This window comes from Thalassobellus sediminis (genome assembly GCF_044386045.1).
In the GTDB taxonomy this organism is placed as follows: Bacteria; Bacteroidota; Bacteroidia; order Flavobacteriales; family Flavobacteriaceae; genus Thalassobellus; species Thalassobellus sediminis.
On record NZ_JBISCD010000040.1, the window covers coordinates 1344398 to 1362804 of the forward strand.

The following is an 18407-nucleotide window of genomic DNA, read 5'->3' on the forward strand; positions in this document are numbered from 1 at the left end:
ATAGAAATTTATGGCAAATCAAGATAAAATAAACGAACTCATAGCAAAGAGAGCTAAAGCAAAAATGGGAGGTGGCGAAAAGCGTATAGACTCTCAGCATGCTAAAGGAAAGTTAACAGCTCGTGAAAGAATAGATATTCTTTTAGATGACGATAGTTTTGAAGAGTTTGATATGTTCGTAACTCATAGAACAAAATCATTTGGATTAGATAAACAAATTTATCTTTCAGATGGGGTTGTTACAGGGCATGGAACCATTGATGGTAGAATTGTTTACCTTTTTGCACAAGATTTTACAGTATTTGGAGGTTCGCTTTCAGAAACCTATGCATTGAAAATTTGTAAAGTTATGGATATGGCAATGAAAATTGGTGTACCTGTAATTGGACTTAATGATAGTGGAGGAGCACGTATTCAAGAAGGTGTAAGATCGCTTGCAGGATATGCTGAGATTTTCCAAAGAAATATTATGGCTTCTGGCGTTATACCTCAAATATCGTCCATTTTAGGACCTTGTGCTGGTGGAGCCGTTTATTCGCCTGCTTTAACAGATTTTACCATTATGACCGATAAAACAAGTTACATGTTTGTAACAGGGCCAAAGGTTGTACAAGCAGTAACAGGAGAGGTGGTAACTACCGAACAATTAGGAGGTGCAACAGTACATTCTACAAAATCTGGGGTGTCTCACTTTTTAGCAGAAGATGATGAAGAAAACTTAATACTTATTCGAAAGTTATTAAGTTACTTACCTTCAAATAATCTTGAAGATCCTCCAATAATAGTAACATCTGATCCTATTGATAGATTAGATGATGTTTTAAATGATATTATTCCAGAAAACGCCAATCAACCTTATGATATTTTAGACGTTATTTCAACCATAACAGATAATGGTGAGTTTTTAGAAGTTCATAGAAATTATGCTCGAAATATTGTTGTTGGTTTTGCACGTTTCAATGGACGCTCTGTTGGTATTGTCGCTAACCAGCCTAAATATTACGCAGGTGTTTTAGATTGTGAAGCGTCAAGAAAAGCAGCCCGATTTGTTCGTTACTGCGATGGGTTTAATATTCCTATTGTCACTTTAGTAGATGTACCAGGATTTTTACCAGGAACAGGACAAGAATATGCTGGAATCATTCTACATGGAGCCAAATTATTATTTGCTTATGGAGAGGCTACGGTGCCAAAAGTAACTATTACACTCCGTAAATCTTATGGAGGCGCTCATGATGTTATGAGTTGTAAACAATTAAGAGGTGACTTAAATTATGCATGGCCAACCGCAGAAATTGCTGTAATGGGAGCTAAAGGTGCAGTTGAAGTTTTAGAAGGTTCTAATATTCGTAAAATTGAAAATGCCGATGAAAAACAAAACTTCATTGAAGAAAAAGAAAATGAATATAATACCAAGTTTGCTAATCCTTATGTAGCAGCTAAATACGGTTTTATTGATGATGTTATTGAACCAAGAAACACAAGGTTTAGAATTATTAGAGCTTTAGAGTTATTAGCTAATAAGAAAGAGGTGAATCCACCTAAGAAACATTCAAACATTCCACTATAATGATGCACTTAATATTATATGCCGATCCATTAAGCGAAGGATATGTAATCCTAGTTACAGGTTTAACAATTGTTTTTAGTGGTTTACTGCTTTTAACATTGGTTTTTAAATTCGGGTTACCTCTGATGCTTTATGTCTATAAATTAATTTCTAAAGGACCTGATAAAAAGGCTAAAGAGATTTCTCCAAAAGTAAATGAGGAGTTTACCGGAGAAATAGCGGCAGCAATATCGGTAGCCATTCACATGTATTTAGATGTACAGCATGATAAAGAAAATGCGATACTAACTATTAAACAAGCTCGTAAATTATATTCTCCTTGGAGTTCTAAAATATACGGCGCATATACCAATAGATTTTAAGAATCTTATAAGAAAGACAAAGACATGAAAAATTTCACATTCAAAATAAACGAGAACAGTTACGGTGTTAAAATTGTTTCTCAAGAAAATAATACGATACAGTTGGAAGTAAACGGAACTAAATATTCCGTTAAAATGAAAGAAGAAATAAAAACACGAAAAACACCAACTTTAGTGCGTAAACCTTCCATGGCAGCACCAGTTGAACCTGTAAAAGTGAATCCAAGTTCTTCGGCTAAAACTAAAATTTCTGCACCAATTCCTGGTGTTATTTTATCTCTTAATGTAAAAGTTGGAGATGCTATTAAAGAAAACGATCAATTGTTAGTTCTTGAGGCTATGAAGATGGAGAATAATATTGTTTCAGAAAAATCTGGAGTTGTTACGGCTGTAAATGTAGCTGTTGGACAACAAGTTCTGCAAGGAGAAGTCATGATAGAATTAGAATAAAATGAGTCAATATCATTCTAGGTAAAAAAGAAGTCTTTTTACATTTCGAAGTGATTAAAAAAGAAAAAAATGAAGAAAGTAATATTAATATTTGGAGTTCTATCGTTACTTGTTTTTGCTAGACCAGTTTTGGGGCTAACCTCTAATTCTGCTACAGCAACAGTCTCAACTACAGTTGTAGATTTAGAAGTAGCTGCTGGAGATAGTTTTATTTCCGAAGCGATAAACGGGATACAACAATTTTATCAATACACAGGTTTTGCAAATGCAGAATCGGGAAATCTTATAATGATTTTAATAGGTATTATTTTTATATACCTAGGTATTAAATTTGATTACGAACCACTTTTGTTAATTCCAATTGGTACAGGGGTTATTATAGGTAATATTCCATTTGTAGCAGGAAATCAAACTGGTATTTATGAAGCAGGATCGGTATTAAATTACCTTTATTTTGGAGTCGTAAAAGGTATCTATCCGCCACTTATATTTTTAGGAATTGGAGCCATGACCGATTTCTCATCTTTGATTGCAAATCCTAAGTTAATGCTTCTTGGAGCAGCTGCACAAATAGGTGTATTTGCAACGTTTTTAGGAGCCCTTTATTTAGGTTTTAGTCTTCCGGAAGCGGGTGCTATTGGTATTATTGGAGGTGCAGATGGTCCAACAGCGATATTCCTGTCGTCAAAATTAGCAAATGGTATTAATGTGTTAGCAGATGGCACAACGGTTAAAAACCTAATAGGACCTATTGCTATAGCAGCATATTCGTATATGGCATTGGTACCAGTAATTCAACCACCATTAATGAAGTTGTTAACTTCAAAGAAAGAACGATTAATTAGAATGAAACCACCTAGAGCAGTTTCGCAAAAGGAAAAAATGATTTTTCCAATAGTGGCATTGTTGTTAACAACCTTTATATCGCCTAGTGCATTGCCTTTATTAGGCATGTTGTTCTTTGGGAATTTACTTAAAGAATCAGGAAGAACAGAAAGACTTGCAGATACGGCTCGAACAAAATTAATTGATATTGTTACCATTCTGTTAGGTGTTACAGTAGGAGCATCAACGCAAGCCGATATTTTTATCACCAAAGATTCCATGATGATATTTGCTTTAGGAGCTATATCATTTGTAATAGCAACTTGTGGAGGTTTATTATTTGCAAAATTCATGAACTTATTCCTTAAAGGAGACGATAAATTAAATCCACTTATTGGTGCAGCTGGTGTATCTGCTGTTCCAGATAGTGCGAGGGTAGTACATGCCGAAGGACTTAAAGCCGATCCACAAAACTATTTATTAATGCATGCTATGGCACCAAATGTAGCAGGGGTTATTGGTTCTGCGATTGCTGCGGGTATTATACTAAGTTTCTTAGGATAGAAATAAACTATTAATTAAATGAAAATACAAACAAAATAAAATTTTTAAATATGAAAATTCCAAATGTAATGACAGCTTCTGAAGCTGTCAAGCTTATAGAATCAGGAAATAGAGTGTTAATTCAAGGCGGTTCTGCTACTCCTCAAACTTTAATTAGAGCAATGGTGGATCGCGCACCAGAACTTAGAAAAGTTGAAATTTGCCATTTGCATACTGAAGGAGAATGCGGATATACAAATCCTGAATTAAGAGAAAGTTTTCATACAAGTGCCTTCTTTATTGGAGGGAATATTAGAAAAAGAATAGGTGATACAGCCGATTATATTCCAATCTTTTTAAGTGATATACCAAGTTTATTCCGCGATGGATATATGGATTTAGATGTCGTCTTAGTAAACGTTTCACCACCAGATAAACACGGGTTCTGTTCTTTAGGAGTCTCTGTAGATATTGTTATTTCAGCCATTGAAAAAGGTAAAACAGTGATTGCACAAATTAACTCTAGAATGCCTCGTACTTTTGGTGATGCATTGGTTCATGTAAATAAATTTGATGCCTGTGTAATAGTTGAAGAGGAAATTTATGAAATGAAATTTGTTGCTCCAACTGAACAAGAAAAAGAGATTGGAAAAAACATTGCAGGAATTATTGAAGATGGTGCAACGCTTCAAATGGGTATAGGAGGTATCCCAAATGCTGTATTAACGTTTCTTCATAATCATAAAAACTTAGGAGTGCATACAGAAATGTTTTCTGAAGGTATTGTTGATTTGGTAGAGAAAGGAATCGTTAATGGTTCGCAAAAAAAGGTGAATCCTTATAAGATTATATCTGGATTTGCTATGGGAACCAGACGTTTATACGATTTTATGGATGACAATCCTGAAATAGAAATGAATGATATTGCCTATGTAAACGACACTGCTATTATACGTCAGAATCCAAAAGTAACGGCTATTAACTCAGCTATCGAAATAGATTTTACAGGTCAAGTTTGTGCAGATTCAATAGGGACTAGAATGTTCTCTGGAGTTGGAGGGCAAATGGACTTTATGCGTGGTGCTGCTTTATCAAAGGGAGGAAAACCAATTATAGCAATCACATCAACAACATTAAAAGGTGTTTCTAAAATAGTACCAGCATTGAAACCAGGTGCAGGTGTGGTAACAACAAGAGCACATGCCAGATATGTAGCAACAGAATATGGTGTTGCCGAATTATTTGGTAGAACCTTAAAACAACGTGCAGAAGCACTTAGAGATATTGCACATCCAGATCATAGAGCAGAATTAGATGAAGCTATTTTTGAGCGTTTTGGAAGCAATAGTGTCATGGTTTAATATAAGTTGAACATAATATAGATTATATGGAAACTAATAAAAAAATACTTTTTTCAGATTTCAATCCTGTTACTAAAGAGGCATGGACTGAAAGAGTGCATGTCGATTTAAAAGGAGCAGATTTCAATAGAAAATTAGTTTGGAAAAACTTAAATAAATTAGAATTTCAACCTTTTTATAATACAGAAGACGCTTTAGAGTATCTTCCTAATACAGGAGAGAATTCACAAGACTTAATTAATTATAGAGCGATATGTGTTCCCTCGGCAGAAGCTGGTAACAAGGCTGCTTTAAAAGCGATTAAAGAAGGTGTTACAGGACTATTATTTCATATGAAAGATCCTGTTTCTACAGCTGTTCTTTTAAATCAAGTAGATATCAATAAAATTGCAGTTTCGTTTGTTTTAGATAATAACGTGGTTGTTTTTGCTAAGGATTTCTTTGCTTTTGCAGAACAGAATTTAAATAATTCTAAAAACCTGAGAGGGTATTTCGATTTAGAAATCATATCAGAGTATCTTACTAAAGGAAACCTTGATACAAGCAAGTTTGAAACTATAGAAGCGCTTTTAAAATTAGGAGCCTCTTATCCAGAGTTTAAAACTATTACGGTGTCTGGAACCACATTTTTAGATTCAGGATCTAATCAGGTTCAAGAAGTAGCATATTCGTTAAATGCTTTAGTGTATTTAATAGAGCAGTGTTTCGATAAAGGTATAGATGTACAACCTATATTTAATAATTTACATGTGAAACTAGCAATAGGCTCAGAGTATTTTATTGAAATTGCAAAGTTTAGAGCTTTTAATAGTTTATTAAGTGCTGTCGCAAAACAATATGGTGTTACTGAGTTTAAACATGCTTTAACAGCTAAAACATCTATTTGGAGTAAATCGGTAACCGATGCACACACCAATTTATTAAGAGCAACTACAGAAGCAATGTCTGCTATTCTAGGGAATGTAGGTGGCGTGCTTATTGATGCTTACGATAAAGAATTTAATAATGCGTCCGATTTTTCAAGTAGAATAGCAGGAAACATTTCAACCATTTTAAAAGAAGAATCTTATTTTGGTAAAGTTGCAAATCCGGTTGATGGTTCTTATTTTATAGAAGAAGCAAGTACTAAAATTGCTCAAAAAGCTTTAGAGCTTTTTAAAGATATTGAAGCACAAGGCGGATTTTACAAAGCGTTTGAAAGTGAATTTATTCAACAACAAATTGCCGAGATTCGTCAAGAAAAAATAAAGTTGATAAGCCAAAGAAGATTACCAATGGTTGGGGTTAATAAATATCCTAATCTTATGGAAACGGTACCTTCAGAAATACTTTCAGAAGGAGATGTATCCAATTCAAAAGTACTAACACCAAGAAGAGCGTCATTAGAAATAGAAGCTGTAAGAAAGGTGACAGAGCAATTGGTTGATGAAACTAATAAACGCCCTATTGTAGAACTCACCAGTTTTGGTAATTTAACCATGCGAAAAGCGAGAGCTGCTTTTTCGTATGATTTTATAGGGGTTTCAGGATTTGAAGTATGGCAAGAAAAAAGTCATGAAGATGCTATTGAAGCTGCAAAATGCACAGCCTTATCAGAATCTGATGTGGTGGTTATTTGTAGTTCAGATGCCGATTATGAAGCACACGCTTTAGCATTTGTAGAAACATTTAGGTCACTTAATACAGATAAAGTACTTTTGTTAGCAGGAAACCCTGTGGGTATTGCTGAGGCATTAAATGAAGCTGGATTAGATGGATACATTCATTTAAAATCGGATGTGATACAAACTATTTCAAGTGTTCAGAATAAAATTCAAAAAAAAATTAAATCTTTACAAGTATGAGACGGGATTTTTCAGATTTAACATTAGACACAGATTCTAAACAGCACACTGCTGTTTCAGACAATCAAGATATTTGGAATACCCCAGAAGGCATTCCTGTAAAAAAGCATTTTTCAAAAGAAGATATTAAAGACGCAGAGCATTTACAGTTTGCAGCAGGATTGCCTCCGTTTACAAGAGGGCCTTACAGCACAATGTATGCAACGCGACCTTGGACTATTAGGCAATATGCTGGGTTTTCTACAGCAGAAGAGTCTAATGCGTTTTATAGAAGAAATTTAGCTGCGGGTCAAAAAGGATTGTCGGTAGCATTCGATTTAGCAACGCATCGTGGTTACGATTCCGATCACCCACGTGTTACTGGAGATGTTGGTAAAGCAGGTGTAGCTATCGATTCTATTTTGGATATGGAGATTTTATTCGACCAAATTCCGTTAGATAAAATGTCGGTTTCTATGACAATGAATGGTGCGGTATTGCCAATTATGGCGTTTTATATTGCAGCAGCCAAAAAGCAAGGAGTCTCTTTAGATCACTTGAGCGGAACCATTCAAAATGATATTTTAAAAGAGTTTATGGTGCGTAATACGTATATCTATCCACCATTACCATCGATGAAAATTATTGGTGATATTTTTGAATATACCACAAAATATATGCCTAAGTTTAACTCTATTTCAATTAGTGGTTACCACATGCAAGAAGCAGGTGCAACGGCAGATATTGAGTTGGCTTACACCTTAGCCGATGGTTTAGAATACATTAAAACAGGTTTAGCATCTGGATTAAAAATTGATGAGTTTGCTCCTAGATTATCATTTTTCTGGGCAGTAGGTATGAATCACTTTATGGAAATTGCTAAAATGCGTGCAGCACGTATGCTTTGGGCAAAAATCATCAAACAATTCAACCCGCAAAACCCAAAATCGATGGCGTTGCGTACGCATAGTCAAACATCGGGTTGGAGTTTAAGTGAGCAAGATCCTTTTAATAATGTTGCTAGAACATGTGTTGAAGCTATGGCAGCAGGTTTAGGAGGTACACAGTCTTTACATACCAATGCTTTAGATGAAGCGATTGCGTTACCAACCGATTTTTCGGCAAGAATAGCACGTAACACGCAGATTTATATTCAAGATGAAACACAGATTACTAAATCTGTCGATCCTTGGGCGGGTTCTTATTATGTAGAATACTTAACGCAAGAAATTGCTAAAAAAGCTTGGAAACTTATTGAAGAAGTTGAAGGACTTGGAGGTATGGCCAAAGCTATTGAAACGGGTGTTCCTAAAATGCGTATTGAAGAAGCTTCGGCACGTAAACAAGCGCGTTTAGATTCAGGTCAAGATATTTTGGTTGGGGTTAATAAATTTAAAACTGATGAGAAATCGGATATCGAGATTTTAGAAGTTGATAACTCGGTAGTAAGACTGTCTCAAATAGAGCGATTAAAGAAGTTGAAAGCCAATAGAAACCAAGATGTGGTTGATGCTAAATTAAAAGCATTAACAGCTTGTGCTGAAACTGGAAAAGGAAATTTATTAGAATTAGCTGTTGAAGCTGCAGAAAATTTTGCAACTTTAGGAGAAATATCAGATGCTTTAGAAGTGCATTTTGGACGACATAAAGCAGATACTAAATTAATAAGTGGTGTGTATAGTAAAGAAGTAAATGACGATAATACATTTGCAAAAGCGCAGGCAGTTGCCGATAGATTTGCAGAAATTGAAGGGCGTCGTCCACGTGTGATGATAGCTAAAATGGGACAAGACGGACATGATAGAGGCGCGAAAGTTGTCGCTTCTAGTTTTGCCGATTTAGGTTTCGATGTTGATATGGGACCTTTGTTTCAAACACCAGAAGAAGTAGCAAAACAAGCCATTGAAAACGATGTGCATTTTGTAGGCGCTTCTAGTTTAGCTGCAGGACACAAAACGTTAATTCCGCAATTAATTTCCGAATTAGAAAAATTAGGAAGACCAGATATCATGGTGTTTGCTGGTGGTGTGATACCAGAGCAGGATTACGATTATTTATTAGAACGAAAAGTAGCTGCTATTTTCGGACCTGGAACGGTTATTTCAGAATCGGCAATTACTATTATGGAGAAATATTTAGAACAAGACTAGAGTGACAGAGTGACTTACTCAGTAAATTGATTTGATTGGAAGCCCCATTTGTGTTTAAACATAAATGGGGTTTTTTATTCCTGCTGAGGAATGACATGATGTTTGTTATTAGTCATGTCGAAGGAGGTAGGACAGAGACATCACATCCTATTTTAAGGCAATGTATTGCTTACTGTTATGTGATTTCTCCCTGCGCTCGAAATGACTTGGGAGTTTTTATTTAGGTTTTATAGATAAATAGTTGTTCGTTAGTCATGTCGACGAGAGGAGACATCGCATCCTGCTTTTTACGTAATACTTGAGCTGTTTTATGTGATTTCTCCATTCGTCGAAATGACTGAAAGTTTTATAGATAAATAGTTGTTCGTTAGTCATGTCGAAGGAGGAAGGACTGAGAGATCGCATCCTGTTTTTTGCGTAATACTTGAGCTATATTATGTGATTTTTCACTACGTTCGAAATGACTGAGGGTTTTATTTTTAAGTTTTAGATATAAATTAATGTTCGTTAGTCATGTCGACGAAAGGAGACATCGCACACGCATAGACAAACACAAACATTAAAAAATGTCATTATTCAATGTTTCCCATTTTGGGTTAAAATTCGAGATTAAATTATTTTTCTTTTCGCGACGCCACTTTTTTAATTCTTTCTCTCTTGCAATCCCGAGTTTTGGAAATTCGAAAGTTTCGTAATAAACTAAATAGATGCAACCATATTTTCCTGCAAAAGACTTTTTTGCGTTTTGACTATCGAAGTAGTGTTGTGCTAGTCGGTTTTGAATATTATTAGTGAAACCAATGTATAAAGTGGTTCTGTATTGATTGGTGAGAATATAAACGAAATACCGTTTTTGCATTTTTAAATGTAAGAAAAATTTATAAAACTTACTGTTGTGTGATTTCTCCATTCGTCGAAATGACTTGGGAGTTTTTATTTAGGTTTTAGTTATAAATTAGTGTGGTTAGTCATGTCGACGATAGGAGAGACATCGCATCCTGTTTATACGTAATATTTGAGTTTCTTTATGTGATTTCTCTCTGCGCTCGAAATGACTTGGGAGTTTTTATTTAAGTTTTAATTATAAATTAGTTTGGTTAGTCATGTCGACGAGAGGAGACATCACATCCTGCTTTTTACACAATACTAGAGCTATTTTATGTGATTTCTCCCTGCGCTCGAAATGACTGAGAGTTTTGTTTTTAAGTTTTAGATATAAATTAATGTTCGTTAGTCATGTCGACGATAGGAGACATCGCACCCAGTTTTTACAAAATTTATACTTTACTGTAATTATGGATTCCTGCCTGCGCAGGAATGACAATTAATCAAAACGATTCCTTAAACTCCTCAATTATTTTTTGAGCGGCTTTTACAGGCGATATTTTAGAAGAAATAATATCCTTTTTTAAAACATCAAGCTGATTTGCAATATCTTTCGAGCCATAAAACAACTGTTTTAACTCATCATTAATATTATCGAACATCCAGCGTATTTTTTGCTGATTTCTGTTTTCATCAAAATAGCCATTGTCGGTAACAAGTTGTTTGTACTTTGTAATTTCATCCCAAACGGCATCAATACCTGTGTTTTTTGTAGACGATGCTTTTGTAACCACCGGCGACCAACCAGAATCTGATTGCGGAAAAATATGCAACGCATTTTGATATTGTAAACGCGCCATTTCACTTTTTTGAATGTTATCGCCATCGGCTTTATTAATAACCACCATATCTGCCATTTCCATAATGCCTTTCTTGATGCCTTGCAGTTCGTCGCCAGCACCAGCAAGCATTAGAAGCAGGAAAAAATCGGTCATACCATGAACAGCGGTTTCCGATTGCCCCACCCCAACGGTTTCAATTAAAATAACATCATAACCAGCCGCTTCACAAAGCAGCATACTTTCGGCTGTTTTATTGGCAACACCACCAAGCGTTTCGCCAGAAGCCGACGGACGGATATAAGCATTTTCTAAATTACTTAATTCTTCCATACGGGTTTTATCGCCCAAAATACTACCTCGGGAACGTTGACTACTTGGGTCGATAGACAAAATAGCTACTTTATGACCTTGATTTATAAGGTGTTTTCCAAACGCCTCGATAAATGTACTTTTACCCACACCAGGAACACCCGTAATACCTATGCGTATAGAGTTGCCAGAAGCTGGTAAAATATGCTGAATAATATCTTTGGCAAGTATTTTGTCGCTTTCTAAATTACTTTCTATAATGGTTATGGCTCTCGATAAAATAACCCTGCTACCACTTAAAATACCGTCAATATAGGCCTGTGCGGTGAGTCTGCTTTTTGGTTTGTAGTCTTTCATTTTTTGAATAACATTACTGATATAAAGATACTGATAATGAAAAAAAGCACCATGTAAATTAATCGATTTTATAGTGATTTTTTAATAGAAATAAATAAAAACTCAACTTATTTATTTTGTCAGAAAATTATTTTAAATTAGTGTCTTGTTTAAAAAAGTTGATAAATGAAATTTATTATACTTATTGTATTCTTCTTTTCAACCTTTTGCTTTTCTCAGAAGCAATATGTGTTTGATTATTTAATTGAATATGATTTGGTTAAATCTAATGATTTTATAGGAAATCTTAGTAAGATTTATTATTTGACTAATTCTAAAGATAATAGCTATAATGCTTTTTTAACAGAATTAGATAGCTTGAGTTTTAAGTTAAATTTAATTGAGCCAAATGGAGTATACTCCAATGTGAAAGTGCTTAAATCAGATTTTTATAAAGCAGAATTTATAAATATTGATTGCAGTAATATTACTAAATCAGTAGATGTAATTTCAAAGAAGGATAAAAAGTATTTTGAAACTGTTCTTTTAAAGGATACAATTATTGAAAAACAAGTATATAAACGTTATAAAATAAATTATACGAATAGAAAAAGGAATAAAAAGAAAAAGTACAACTCACTTTTTTATATCATAGAAAATAATACAACTTTTCATTTACCAATAAAAACTCATACAGTTTTATTAGATACTGAAAATTTAAATATTGATTTACCATATGGAATTTATAAAGAACGTTATTCTTATGATTACTTAGAAAATTTTATATTTAAACATAAGCTTAACAATTATAATATGATTGATGTTAAATTATTTGTGCCTGATAATTGTAAATAAAATTAAATTATAAGTCTAATCATGTTAAAAAATTAGATGAATGTTTTGGGGTTTTTAACTCACTTAGTTTTTTTTGATAAAAAATAGTAAAAACGATTCTTTATCTATAAGTTATAATAAATTATGAAAAGAATAAAAATTATTCACACAATAGTATTATTGTTTCCTTTAACTCTGATGGCACAATCGGATACAATTATAGTTGAAATACCTGATTTTATTAGTTATAATTATTTTCATAAAAAAGATTCTATCTTGAGATCTTGCTTTTGTTTTGATAACTCAGATAAACAAATAATAAAAGTGAAAGAGAAAGTCAAGGATATTAAAAATTGTAAAATTTTAGAACATAAAAGTCTTGAAGGAAAAAGTTATTGGTCATATGACTTATATATAAAAAATGTTGATTACCAAATTTCTTTAGAATATATAAATATTAATAGTTCTAACTGGTTAATGAAAAAATACAATAATAATTCTTTAATTTCTGAACATAATGTTAAAGTTACAAATGAACAAATTGCTATTGATTCAACATATTCGAGGAAGTTTTATAATGAGGATTTTATATTGAAAGTTTATAAAGTTATGAAAACTAAGATTGACTAAGTTTAAAAAAAAGGCACATAAAATAGCATTATTTAGTGAAGTTTAATGTTTCTAAGTCAACAATTAACCTTTTTTCCGCGTTAGGGATAGCAGAGGAAAACCCACAGCGAGGTACGAGCGAGGACTTGTAACGAATAGCCCGACCTTGGTCCTGAACTAAATTTAGGATAAAGGGTACGCCCAAACACTAAATATTTTTTAAAGAATAAGAGGTTTTAAACCTTAGAGGTTAGCGATTTTATAAACACGTAGCCAAAGCCTAAAAATAGCATAAGGTGGAATGGGAAAAGTCCGAAATCGCCACCTTGGTCGCCAACAATAAAGGCGCTATACATACCGAATGCGAAATATAGCATGAGGATGCCTTCGAAAATAACATGTATAGAGACGGTTTTTTTAATGTATTTGTTCTTTTTCCAATTATCTTTTAGCGCACCAATATTAAATTTTGGTGTACGTACAAATTCTGATTTTTTACCTAAATGACCTTCTAAAACGGCAATAGTGTTGTGTAATGAAAAGCCCATGGCTATTGAGAAAAACACGAAAAACATGCCTATATAATTAAAGAAGTTTTTAAAGCCACCGCCATAGGTGTTTTTATACATAAACCAGTAGCATATAAAAAAGATGAGTGTACTTAGTACAAAGAAACTCATAACGATGAAATACGATTTTAAATGGGCGTATTCGTTTTTTATGTATAGCATTGGAATACTTAAAATAGCCACAATTAATATGTTTAAAAACATGGTGCTATTAAGTAAATGTAAAAGTCCGTGTACTTTTGTTTTTGTAGAGATGTTTTGGTTTTTTAGAACGCGCCACATCATTTTTTTGAAGTTTTCGGCACCACCTTTATTCCATCTAAATTGTTGCGAACGTGCAGCACTTATAACAATAGGAAGTTCGGCAGGAGTTTCTACATCTTCTAAATATTTAAATTCCCAGTTTTTTAATTGGGCGCGGTAGCTTAAATCTAGATCTTCGGTAAGGGTGTCGCCTTCCCAGTTCCCAGCATCTAAAATGCAGGTTTTTCTCCAAACGCCTGCGGTACCGTTAAAATTTATAAAATGTCCTTTACTGTTTCGGCCAACTTGCTCCAATGTAAAGTGCGCATCAAGAGCAAAGGCTTGTATTTTTGTTAGTATGGAGTAGTTTCGGTTTATGTGTCCCCAACGGGTTTGAACGACTCCTATTTTTGGGTTTTTAAAGTAAGGTACGGTACGTTTTAGCCAATCTTCTTCTGGAAGGAAATCGGAATCGAAAATGGCAATGTATTCGCCTTTTGCTATTTCTAAACCTTCTTTAAGAGCGCCTGCTTTAAAACCTTTACGGTCTGTTCTGGTAATGTGTTGTATGTCTAAACCTGTTGCTTGTAAGGTTTCAATATGTGCGCGAGTTGTTGCTACGGTTTCATCGGTAGAATCGTCTAGTACTTGAATTTCTAGTTTATCGTTTGGATAATCAATTTTAGCAATGTTATCTAACAGGCGTTCCATAACATACATTTCGTTATATACGGGCAGTTGTATGGTGATGAATGGAATTTCTTCAGATTTTGAGAAATCGAATATCTCTCCTGTGAATTTTTTTCTTTTAGAGGTTAGGTAGTTAAATAACAGGTTTAATTGCGCCAATGCGTATGCTAATATCATTAACAACGAAATGGTGTAAAGAACTATAATAATGGTGTTTAAAATCATTTTTTAATACTGTATTTAAAAATCCAACTCAAGATTTTTACGCCTGCAAATATAGCACCTTTTATTGTTCCTGACACCTTAGAAATGCCAATTCTATTTCGGTAGTTTACAGGTGCTTCGGTATATGTTAGTTTATGTTTTAAAGCTTTTAATTGCATTTCTACGGTCCAACCATAGGTTTTGTCTACCATATTGAGCGCTAGTAACTTGTTGTATTTGATGGCTCTAAATGGGCCGAGGTCTGTAAATTTTGCACCGAAAAACAAACGCATTAAATTGGTTGCTAGATAATTACCGAATATTTGTGGTGTGGTCATGGATCCTGCTTCACGTAGTTCTTTTACACGTGTGCCGATTACAAAATCTATATTGTCGTTAATTATGGGTGCTACTATTTTGGTTAATTCTTCTGGGTAATCGCTATAATCGCCGTCTAAAAATACAATAATATTTGGTTTTTCGCTTTGGTTAGCAATGTATTCCATGCCTTTTAAACAAGCGTATCCGTAGCCTTTGTTGATTTCGGTTAAAACCGTTGCGCCCGCTTTTTTTGCATTGGCTTCTGTAGCATCAGTAGAATTATTATTTACCACAATTATTTCGTCAACAATTGCTGGAATGTCATGAATGACATTGGCAATAGAATTTGCTTCGTTATAAGCAGGAATGATGACTTTTATATTGGGCATTAAGTGTTGCTTTCTAACTGCAAAAGTACAATACTTTTAGCTAAAATTTTAACAAAATATTATGATTTTGTTGATTTTGATTATAGACTAGAAGCTTGTACGCTTGTTTTGATTTTAAAAGGGTTTTTTTATAGAAGTTTTGACATTATTTTTTGTTGACCAAATCCATTAAATCGATATCATTCCCCAATAAAACATCGGTAGGATTGATACGTCCTTCTTCTGGTCCGTTTTCTAGTTTTAAAACCCCTCTTGGGCAAACAGCACTACAAATGCCACAGCCTACACAACTAGAACGTACAATGTTTTCGCCTTTTTGAGCATAGGCACGCACATCAATACCTTGTTCGCAATAGGTTGAACAGTTTCCGCAAGAAATACATTGTCCGCCATTGGTGGTAATTCTAAATCTTGATTTAAAACGTTGTACAAATCCTAAATAAGCAGCTAGTGGACATCCAAAACGACACCATACACGGTTGCCAAAAATAGGGTAGAAGCCCGTGCCAATAACACCTGCGAAAACCGAGCCTATTAAAAAGCTGTAAATATTTTGAATGGTTTGTGTTTCTATGCCTAAAACTGCTTTGGCTCCAGAGAAATAGGAGTAGAGTGTAAAACCCGTCATAACCAATGCAAATACTAAAACACCATGTATTAACCAGCGTTCTAGTTTCCAAGTTTTAAGTGTCTTATTTGATAGTTGGCGGTAAGGATCGCCTAAAGTTTCGGCTAGACCACCACAGCCACAAACCCATGAACAGTACCAACGTTTTCCGAAGAAATACACCATAACAGGTACAATAACAAGTGTTAAAACAATACCCCAAATTAATATAAACAATCCAAAACCACCGCTATTAGTAAGTTCGTTTAAATTCCATTTAAAAAAGAAATCGTAATCTAAAGGGAAGGCGTTTTTAAAATCGTACCAAGGTTTATCAAAACGCACTAAGATTTCTGGTATTAAAAACGCAAATACAATTTGAAAGAATAACACCGATGTGGTTCGTAATATTTGGTATTTGTTATGGCGGTATTTTATATACATACGTATGGCCATAACTACCATAACGACACAGTATAAAAAGCCGTACAAAAACCATTGACCAGCAGGGTTTTCGCTAAGGTTTTCGCTTATAGGATCTACAATGTAAGTCCAGTTAACAATGTATTCTGGACGGAAATACAACAGTAAATAAAAAGTGACTAAAAAGATGAATACCGACCAGCCTATCCAACCACGGTTGGTAGCTGTACTATCAAACACGCCATTGTTTTTAATACCTGGAGGTCCTAAAGTAATTACGTTTGGAATAATAAATAGTAAAGCACCAAGAATTCCTAAACCAAAGGTGAGCCACCAAAAGAGTCCTTTGTTTTCTTGTATGAGTCCTGTGCCTGAAGTTTTAGCAACTTCGTAGGCAAAAGCATGTGGTTTGCCCCATATTTTTTTACTCCATTCTTTATTGGTTACGTGGGTTTTATTGGCGTTTTCTAATGCCGATGTAATTTTTGATGACAATGAAAACGGGTTTGTAAATGTTTTACCAACCACATTGGTTTTTATATCGTTGATGAAAATTTCACTTTTTATACCTTTATTAGATACGAAGGTTTCAAACTGTGTTGGTGTGAGCTCGTATTTGCCTAAAAAGATGAGTGAAATAAATATAGCAAGTCCTGCTAGAAATAAACCAAGTCCTATGTTTTGAATCTTTTTCATTTTGATTTATTTATGAAGTTTGAAAAATGCGTTTCCAACTTTTCTTTTTTAGTTGAATATTCGTGTTGTTTTCTTGGTTGAATTTTGCAACAATGTCTTTTTCGTTAAGTTTGTAAAATTCAGGATCGAAATTAGCATCGGCTAAATGTTCTAAAACATAATCAACCGATTGGTTTTCGTTTAAAACCTTATCGAAAAATTCGTGTCGCATTCTAATTCCGAACGTATTAATACCAATAAATGCGCGTGTGTTTTTATCGTAATTGAGGTGTATACATTTTTTACCATCTTCATGTTCCCAATAAAAACGAGCTTCGTTATCTTTTGCTTGCGCCCAAACCCATCCGTAAGTTTGGTATTCTATATCTATAAATTTTGCAGAGTTAAACCAATGTCCGGGTTTGTATGCTGTTTTGTTATCGCAAATAGTTTGCGCTACAGTTTCTCCCATCATACGGCCTGTGTACCAAACCGCTTCAATAGGTCTGCGTTGGTCTATAGCTTCATGTTGTTCGGCACAATCGCCAATAGCATAAATATCAGAAATGTTGGTTTCTAAAAACCGATTTACTTTTACGCCACGTCCTGTTTCAATATTAGAATCTTTTATAAAATCGATATTAGGTGATACGCCTGCTGTTAATCCAACCACGTTACATTGAATTTCTTCATTTGTTTCGGCAATAACTATAGATTTAACATGACCGTTTTCATCAGATTTAATTTCTTTTAAATTAACGCCTAAACGTAAATCGATGCCATTATCTAGAATTTCTTTATTTATCATTTCAGATTCGCTAGCAGGTAAAACACCATTCCAAAAACTGTTTTCTCTCACTAAAAAAGTAACAGGAATGTGTCTGGAATGTAACATTTCGGCTAATTCAATACCAATTAAACCACCGCCAACAATAACAGCACGTTTACAAACTTTGTTATTGGATGCGTATTTTTCAAGGTTGTCTAAATCTTGTTTGTGATACATACCCATAACGCCCTTTAAATCTTGACCTGGCCATCCAAATTTGTTTGGTTTGCTACCCGTTGCAATAATAAGTTTATCAAATGGCATGGTGTCGCCATCAGCAAAATGAAGGGTTTTAGATGTTGTTTCTATGTTTTTTACAAAACCTTTTTTTAGTTCTATTCTGTTTTTCTCCCAAAACCAATTTTCATAAGGTTGCGTGTGTTCAAACTTCATGTGTCCCATATATACATACATGAGTGCTGTTCTAGAAAAAAAGTATTCGGTTTCAGCAGAAATAATGGTAATTTTTTTATCAGAGAGCTTCCTAATATGTCTGGCAGCTGTAACTCCAGAAATGCCATTACCAATAATAACAATATGTTCCATAGGACTGTTTTAGTAAACTGTTTTGTCGAAGGTTTTGTTAAAACCTTATATTGCATGTTCAATTTGTTTAAA

The 18407-nt window shown here is 34.1% G+C and carries 15 protein-coding genes; 9 read left to right on the forward strand and 6 right to left on the reverse strand.

Annotated features, from left to right (window positions below; translation table 11 throughout):
• Positions 1-10: 10 nt before the first annotated feature.
• The 7 genes from ACH5TW_RS12420 to scpA all read left to right on the forward strand — a co-directional run bounded on the left by ACH5TW_RS12420 (position 11) and on the right by scpA (position 9084).
• On the forward strand, positions 11-1570 hold the full coding sequence (locus ACH5TW_RS12420; RefSeq protein ID WP_439336828.1) for an acyl-CoA carboxylase subunit beta: 1560 nt from the start codon (positions 11-13) through the stop codon (positions 1568-1570).
• Positions 1570-1932, forward strand: coding sequence for an OadG family protein (locus tag ACH5TW_RS12425; RefSeq protein WP_439336829.1), 363 nt, complete (start codon positions 1570-1572; stop codon positions 1930-1932). The genes ACH5TW_RS12420 and ACH5TW_RS12425 overlap by 1 nt, the downstream gene beginning before the upstream one ends.
• 24 nt (positions 1933-1956) lie before the next feature.
• Positions 1957-2382: a biotin/lipoyl-containing protein gene (locus tag ACH5TW_RS12430; RefSeq protein WP_439336830.1), complete on the forward strand. Its 426-nt coding sequence runs from the start codon at positions 1957-1959 to the stop codon at positions 2380-2382.
• Positions 2383-2451: 69 nt separating this feature from the next.
• Entirely contained in the window at positions 2452-3771 is a 1320-nt protein-coding gene (locus ACH5TW_RS12435) for a sodium ion-translocating decarboxylase subunit beta (RefSeq protein WP_439336831.1), read from the forward strand.
• A 50-nt stretch (positions 3772-3821) separates the two neighbouring features.
• Positions 3822-5111, forward strand: coding sequence for an acetyl-CoA hydrolase/transferase family protein (locus ACH5TW_RS12440; RefSeq protein WP_439336832.1), 1290 nt, complete (start codon positions 3822-3824; stop codon positions 5109-5111).
• A gap of 26 nt (positions 5112-5137) precedes the next feature.
• The gene (locus tag ACH5TW_RS12445; RefSeq protein WP_439336833.1) at positions 5138-6955 is read left to right on the forward strand and encodes a methylmalonyl-CoA mutase family protein; all 1818 of its coding nucleotides are present in this window, start codon (positions 5138-5140) and stop codon (positions 6953-6955) included.
• The gene (gene scpA, locus ACH5TW_RS12450; protein ID WP_439336834.1) at positions 6952-9084 is read left to right on the forward strand and encodes a methylmalonyl-CoA mutase; all 2133 of its coding nucleotides are present in this window, start codon (positions 6952-6954) and stop codon (positions 9082-9084) included. Before ACH5TW_RS12445 ends, scpA begins: the two co-directional genes overlap by 4 nt.
• A gap of 559 nt (positions 9085-9643) precedes the next feature.
• On the opposite strand, the gene ACH5TW_RS12455 is transcribed toward scpA, so the two are convergent.
• Both ACH5TW_RS12455 and meaB read right to left on the reverse strand, forming a co-directional pair.
• Positions 9644-9943, reverse strand: a complete 300-nt coding sequence (locus tag ACH5TW_RS12455) for a GIY-YIG nuclease family protein (protein ID WP_439336835.1) — start codon at positions 9941-9943, stop codon at positions 9644-9646.
• 469 nt (positions 9944-10412) lie between these two features.
• Positions 10413-11417 (reverse strand): methylmalonyl Co-A mutase-associated GTPase MeaB, encoded by a 1005-nt coding sequence (gene meaB, locus ACH5TW_RS12460; RefSeq protein ID WP_439336836.1) that lies wholly within the window; start codon positions 11415-11417, stop codon positions 10413-10415.
• Positions 11418-11582: 165 nt separating this feature from the next.
• Between meaB and ACH5TW_RS12465 the strand changes: the two genes are divergently transcribed.
• Together ACH5TW_RS12465 and ACH5TW_RS12470 are read left to right on the forward strand one after the other, a co-directional pair.
• On the forward strand, positions 11583-12251 hold the full coding sequence (locus ACH5TW_RS12465; protein ID WP_439336837.1) for a hypothetical protein: 669 nt from the start codon (positions 11583-11585) through the stop codon (positions 12249-12251).
• Between the two features lie 123 nt (positions 12252-12374).
• On the forward strand, positions 12375-12860 hold the full coding sequence (locus tag ACH5TW_RS12470; protein ID WP_439336838.1) for a hypothetical protein: 486 nt from the start codon (positions 12375-12377) through the stop codon (positions 12858-12860).
• A gap of 215 nt (positions 12861-13075) precedes the next feature.
• Here ACH5TW_RS12470 and ACH5TW_RS12475 read toward each other — a convergent pair whose 3' ends face one another.
• The 4 genes from ACH5TW_RS12475 to ACH5TW_RS12490 all read right to left on the reverse strand — a co-directional run bounded on the left by ACH5TW_RS12475 (position 13076) and on the right by ACH5TW_RS12490 (position 18335).
• Complete coding sequence (locus ACH5TW_RS12475) at positions 13076-14566, reverse strand: cellulose synthase family protein (protein WP_439336839.1); 1491 nt, start codon at positions 14564-14566, stop codon at positions 13076-13078.
• Positions 14563-15255 (reverse strand): glycosyltransferase family 2 protein, encoded by a 693-nt coding sequence (locus tag ACH5TW_RS12480; RefSeq protein WP_439336840.1) that lies wholly within the window; start codon positions 15253-15255, stop codon positions 14563-14565. Before ACH5TW_RS12480 ends, ACH5TW_RS12475 begins: the two co-directional genes overlap by 4 nt.
• A 145-nt stretch (positions 15256-15400) precedes the next feature.
• On the reverse strand, positions 15401-16981 hold the full coding sequence (locus ACH5TW_RS12485; protein WP_439336841.1) for a 4Fe-4S binding protein: 1581 nt from the start codon (positions 16979-16981) through the stop codon (positions 15401-15403).
• A 10-nt stretch (positions 16982-16991) separates the two neighbouring features.
• Positions 16992-18335: an NAD(P)/FAD-dependent oxidoreductase gene (locus tag ACH5TW_RS12490; protein WP_439336842.1), complete on the reverse strand. Its 1344-nt coding sequence runs from the start codon at positions 18333-18335 to the stop codon at positions 16992-16994.
• Between the last annotated feature and the right edge of the window lie 72 nt (positions 18336-18407).

Excerpts from the sequence above, each read along its gene's own strand:
- ACH5TW_RS12455 (WP_439336835.1), bottom strand. The coding sequence starts at position 9,943 with ATGCAAAAACGGTATTTCGTTTATATTCTCACCAATCAATACAGAACC.
- ACH5TW_RS12480 (WP_439336840.1), bottom strand. The coding sequence starts at position 15,255 with ATGCCCAATATAAAAGTCATCATTCCTGCTTATAACGAAGCAAATTCT.
- scpA (WP_439336834.1), top strand. The coding sequence starts at position 6,952 with ATGAGACGGGATTTTTCAGATTTAACATTAGACACAGATTCTAAACAG.
- meaB (WP_439336836.1), bottom strand. The coding sequence starts at position 11,417 with ATGAAAGACTACAAACCAAAAAGCAGACTCACCGCACAGGCCTATATT.
- ACH5TW_RS12490 (WP_439336842.1), bottom strand. The coding sequence starts at position 18,335 with ATGGAACATATTGTTATTATTGGTAATGGCATTTCTGGAGTTACAGCT.
- ACH5TW_RS12425 (WP_439336829.1), top strand. The coding sequence starts at position 1,570 with ATGATGCACTTAATATTATATGCCGATCCATTAAGCGAAGGATATGTA.
- ACH5TW_RS12445 (WP_439336833.1), top strand. The coding sequence starts at position 5,138 with ATGGAAACTAATAAAAAAATACTTTTTTCAGATTTCAATCCTGTTACT.
- ACH5TW_RS12470 (WP_439336838.1), top strand. The coding sequence starts at position 12,375 with ATGAAAAGAATAAAAATTATTCACACAATAGTATTATTGTTTCCTTTA.
- ACH5TW_RS12430 (WP_439336830.1), top strand. The coding sequence starts at position 1,957 with ATGAAAAATTTCACATTCAAAATAAACGAGAACAGTTACGGTGTTAAA.
- ACH5TW_RS12485 (WP_439336841.1), bottom strand. The coding sequence starts at position 16,981 with ATGAAAAAGATTCAAAACATAGGACTTGGTTTATTTCTAGCAGGACTT.
- ACH5TW_RS12465 (WP_439336837.1), top strand. The coding sequence starts at position 11,583 with ATGAAATTTATTATACTTATTGTATTCTTCTTTTCAACCTTTTGCTTT.
- ACH5TW_RS12440 (WP_439336832.1), top strand. The coding sequence starts at position 3,822 with ATGAAAATTCCAAATGTAATGACAGCTTCTGAAGCTGTCAAGCTTATA.
- ACH5TW_RS12420 (WP_439336828.1), top strand. The coding sequence starts at position 11 with ATGGCAAATCAAGATAAAATAAACGAACTCATAGCAAAGAGAGCTAAA.
- ACH5TW_RS12435 (WP_439336831.1), top strand. The coding sequence starts at position 2,452 with ATGAAGAAAGTAATATTAATATTTGGAGTTCTATCGTTACTTGTTTTT.
- ACH5TW_RS12475 (WP_439336839.1), bottom strand. The coding sequence starts at position 14,566 with ATGATTTTAAACACCATTATTATAGTTCTTTACACCATTTCGTTGTTA.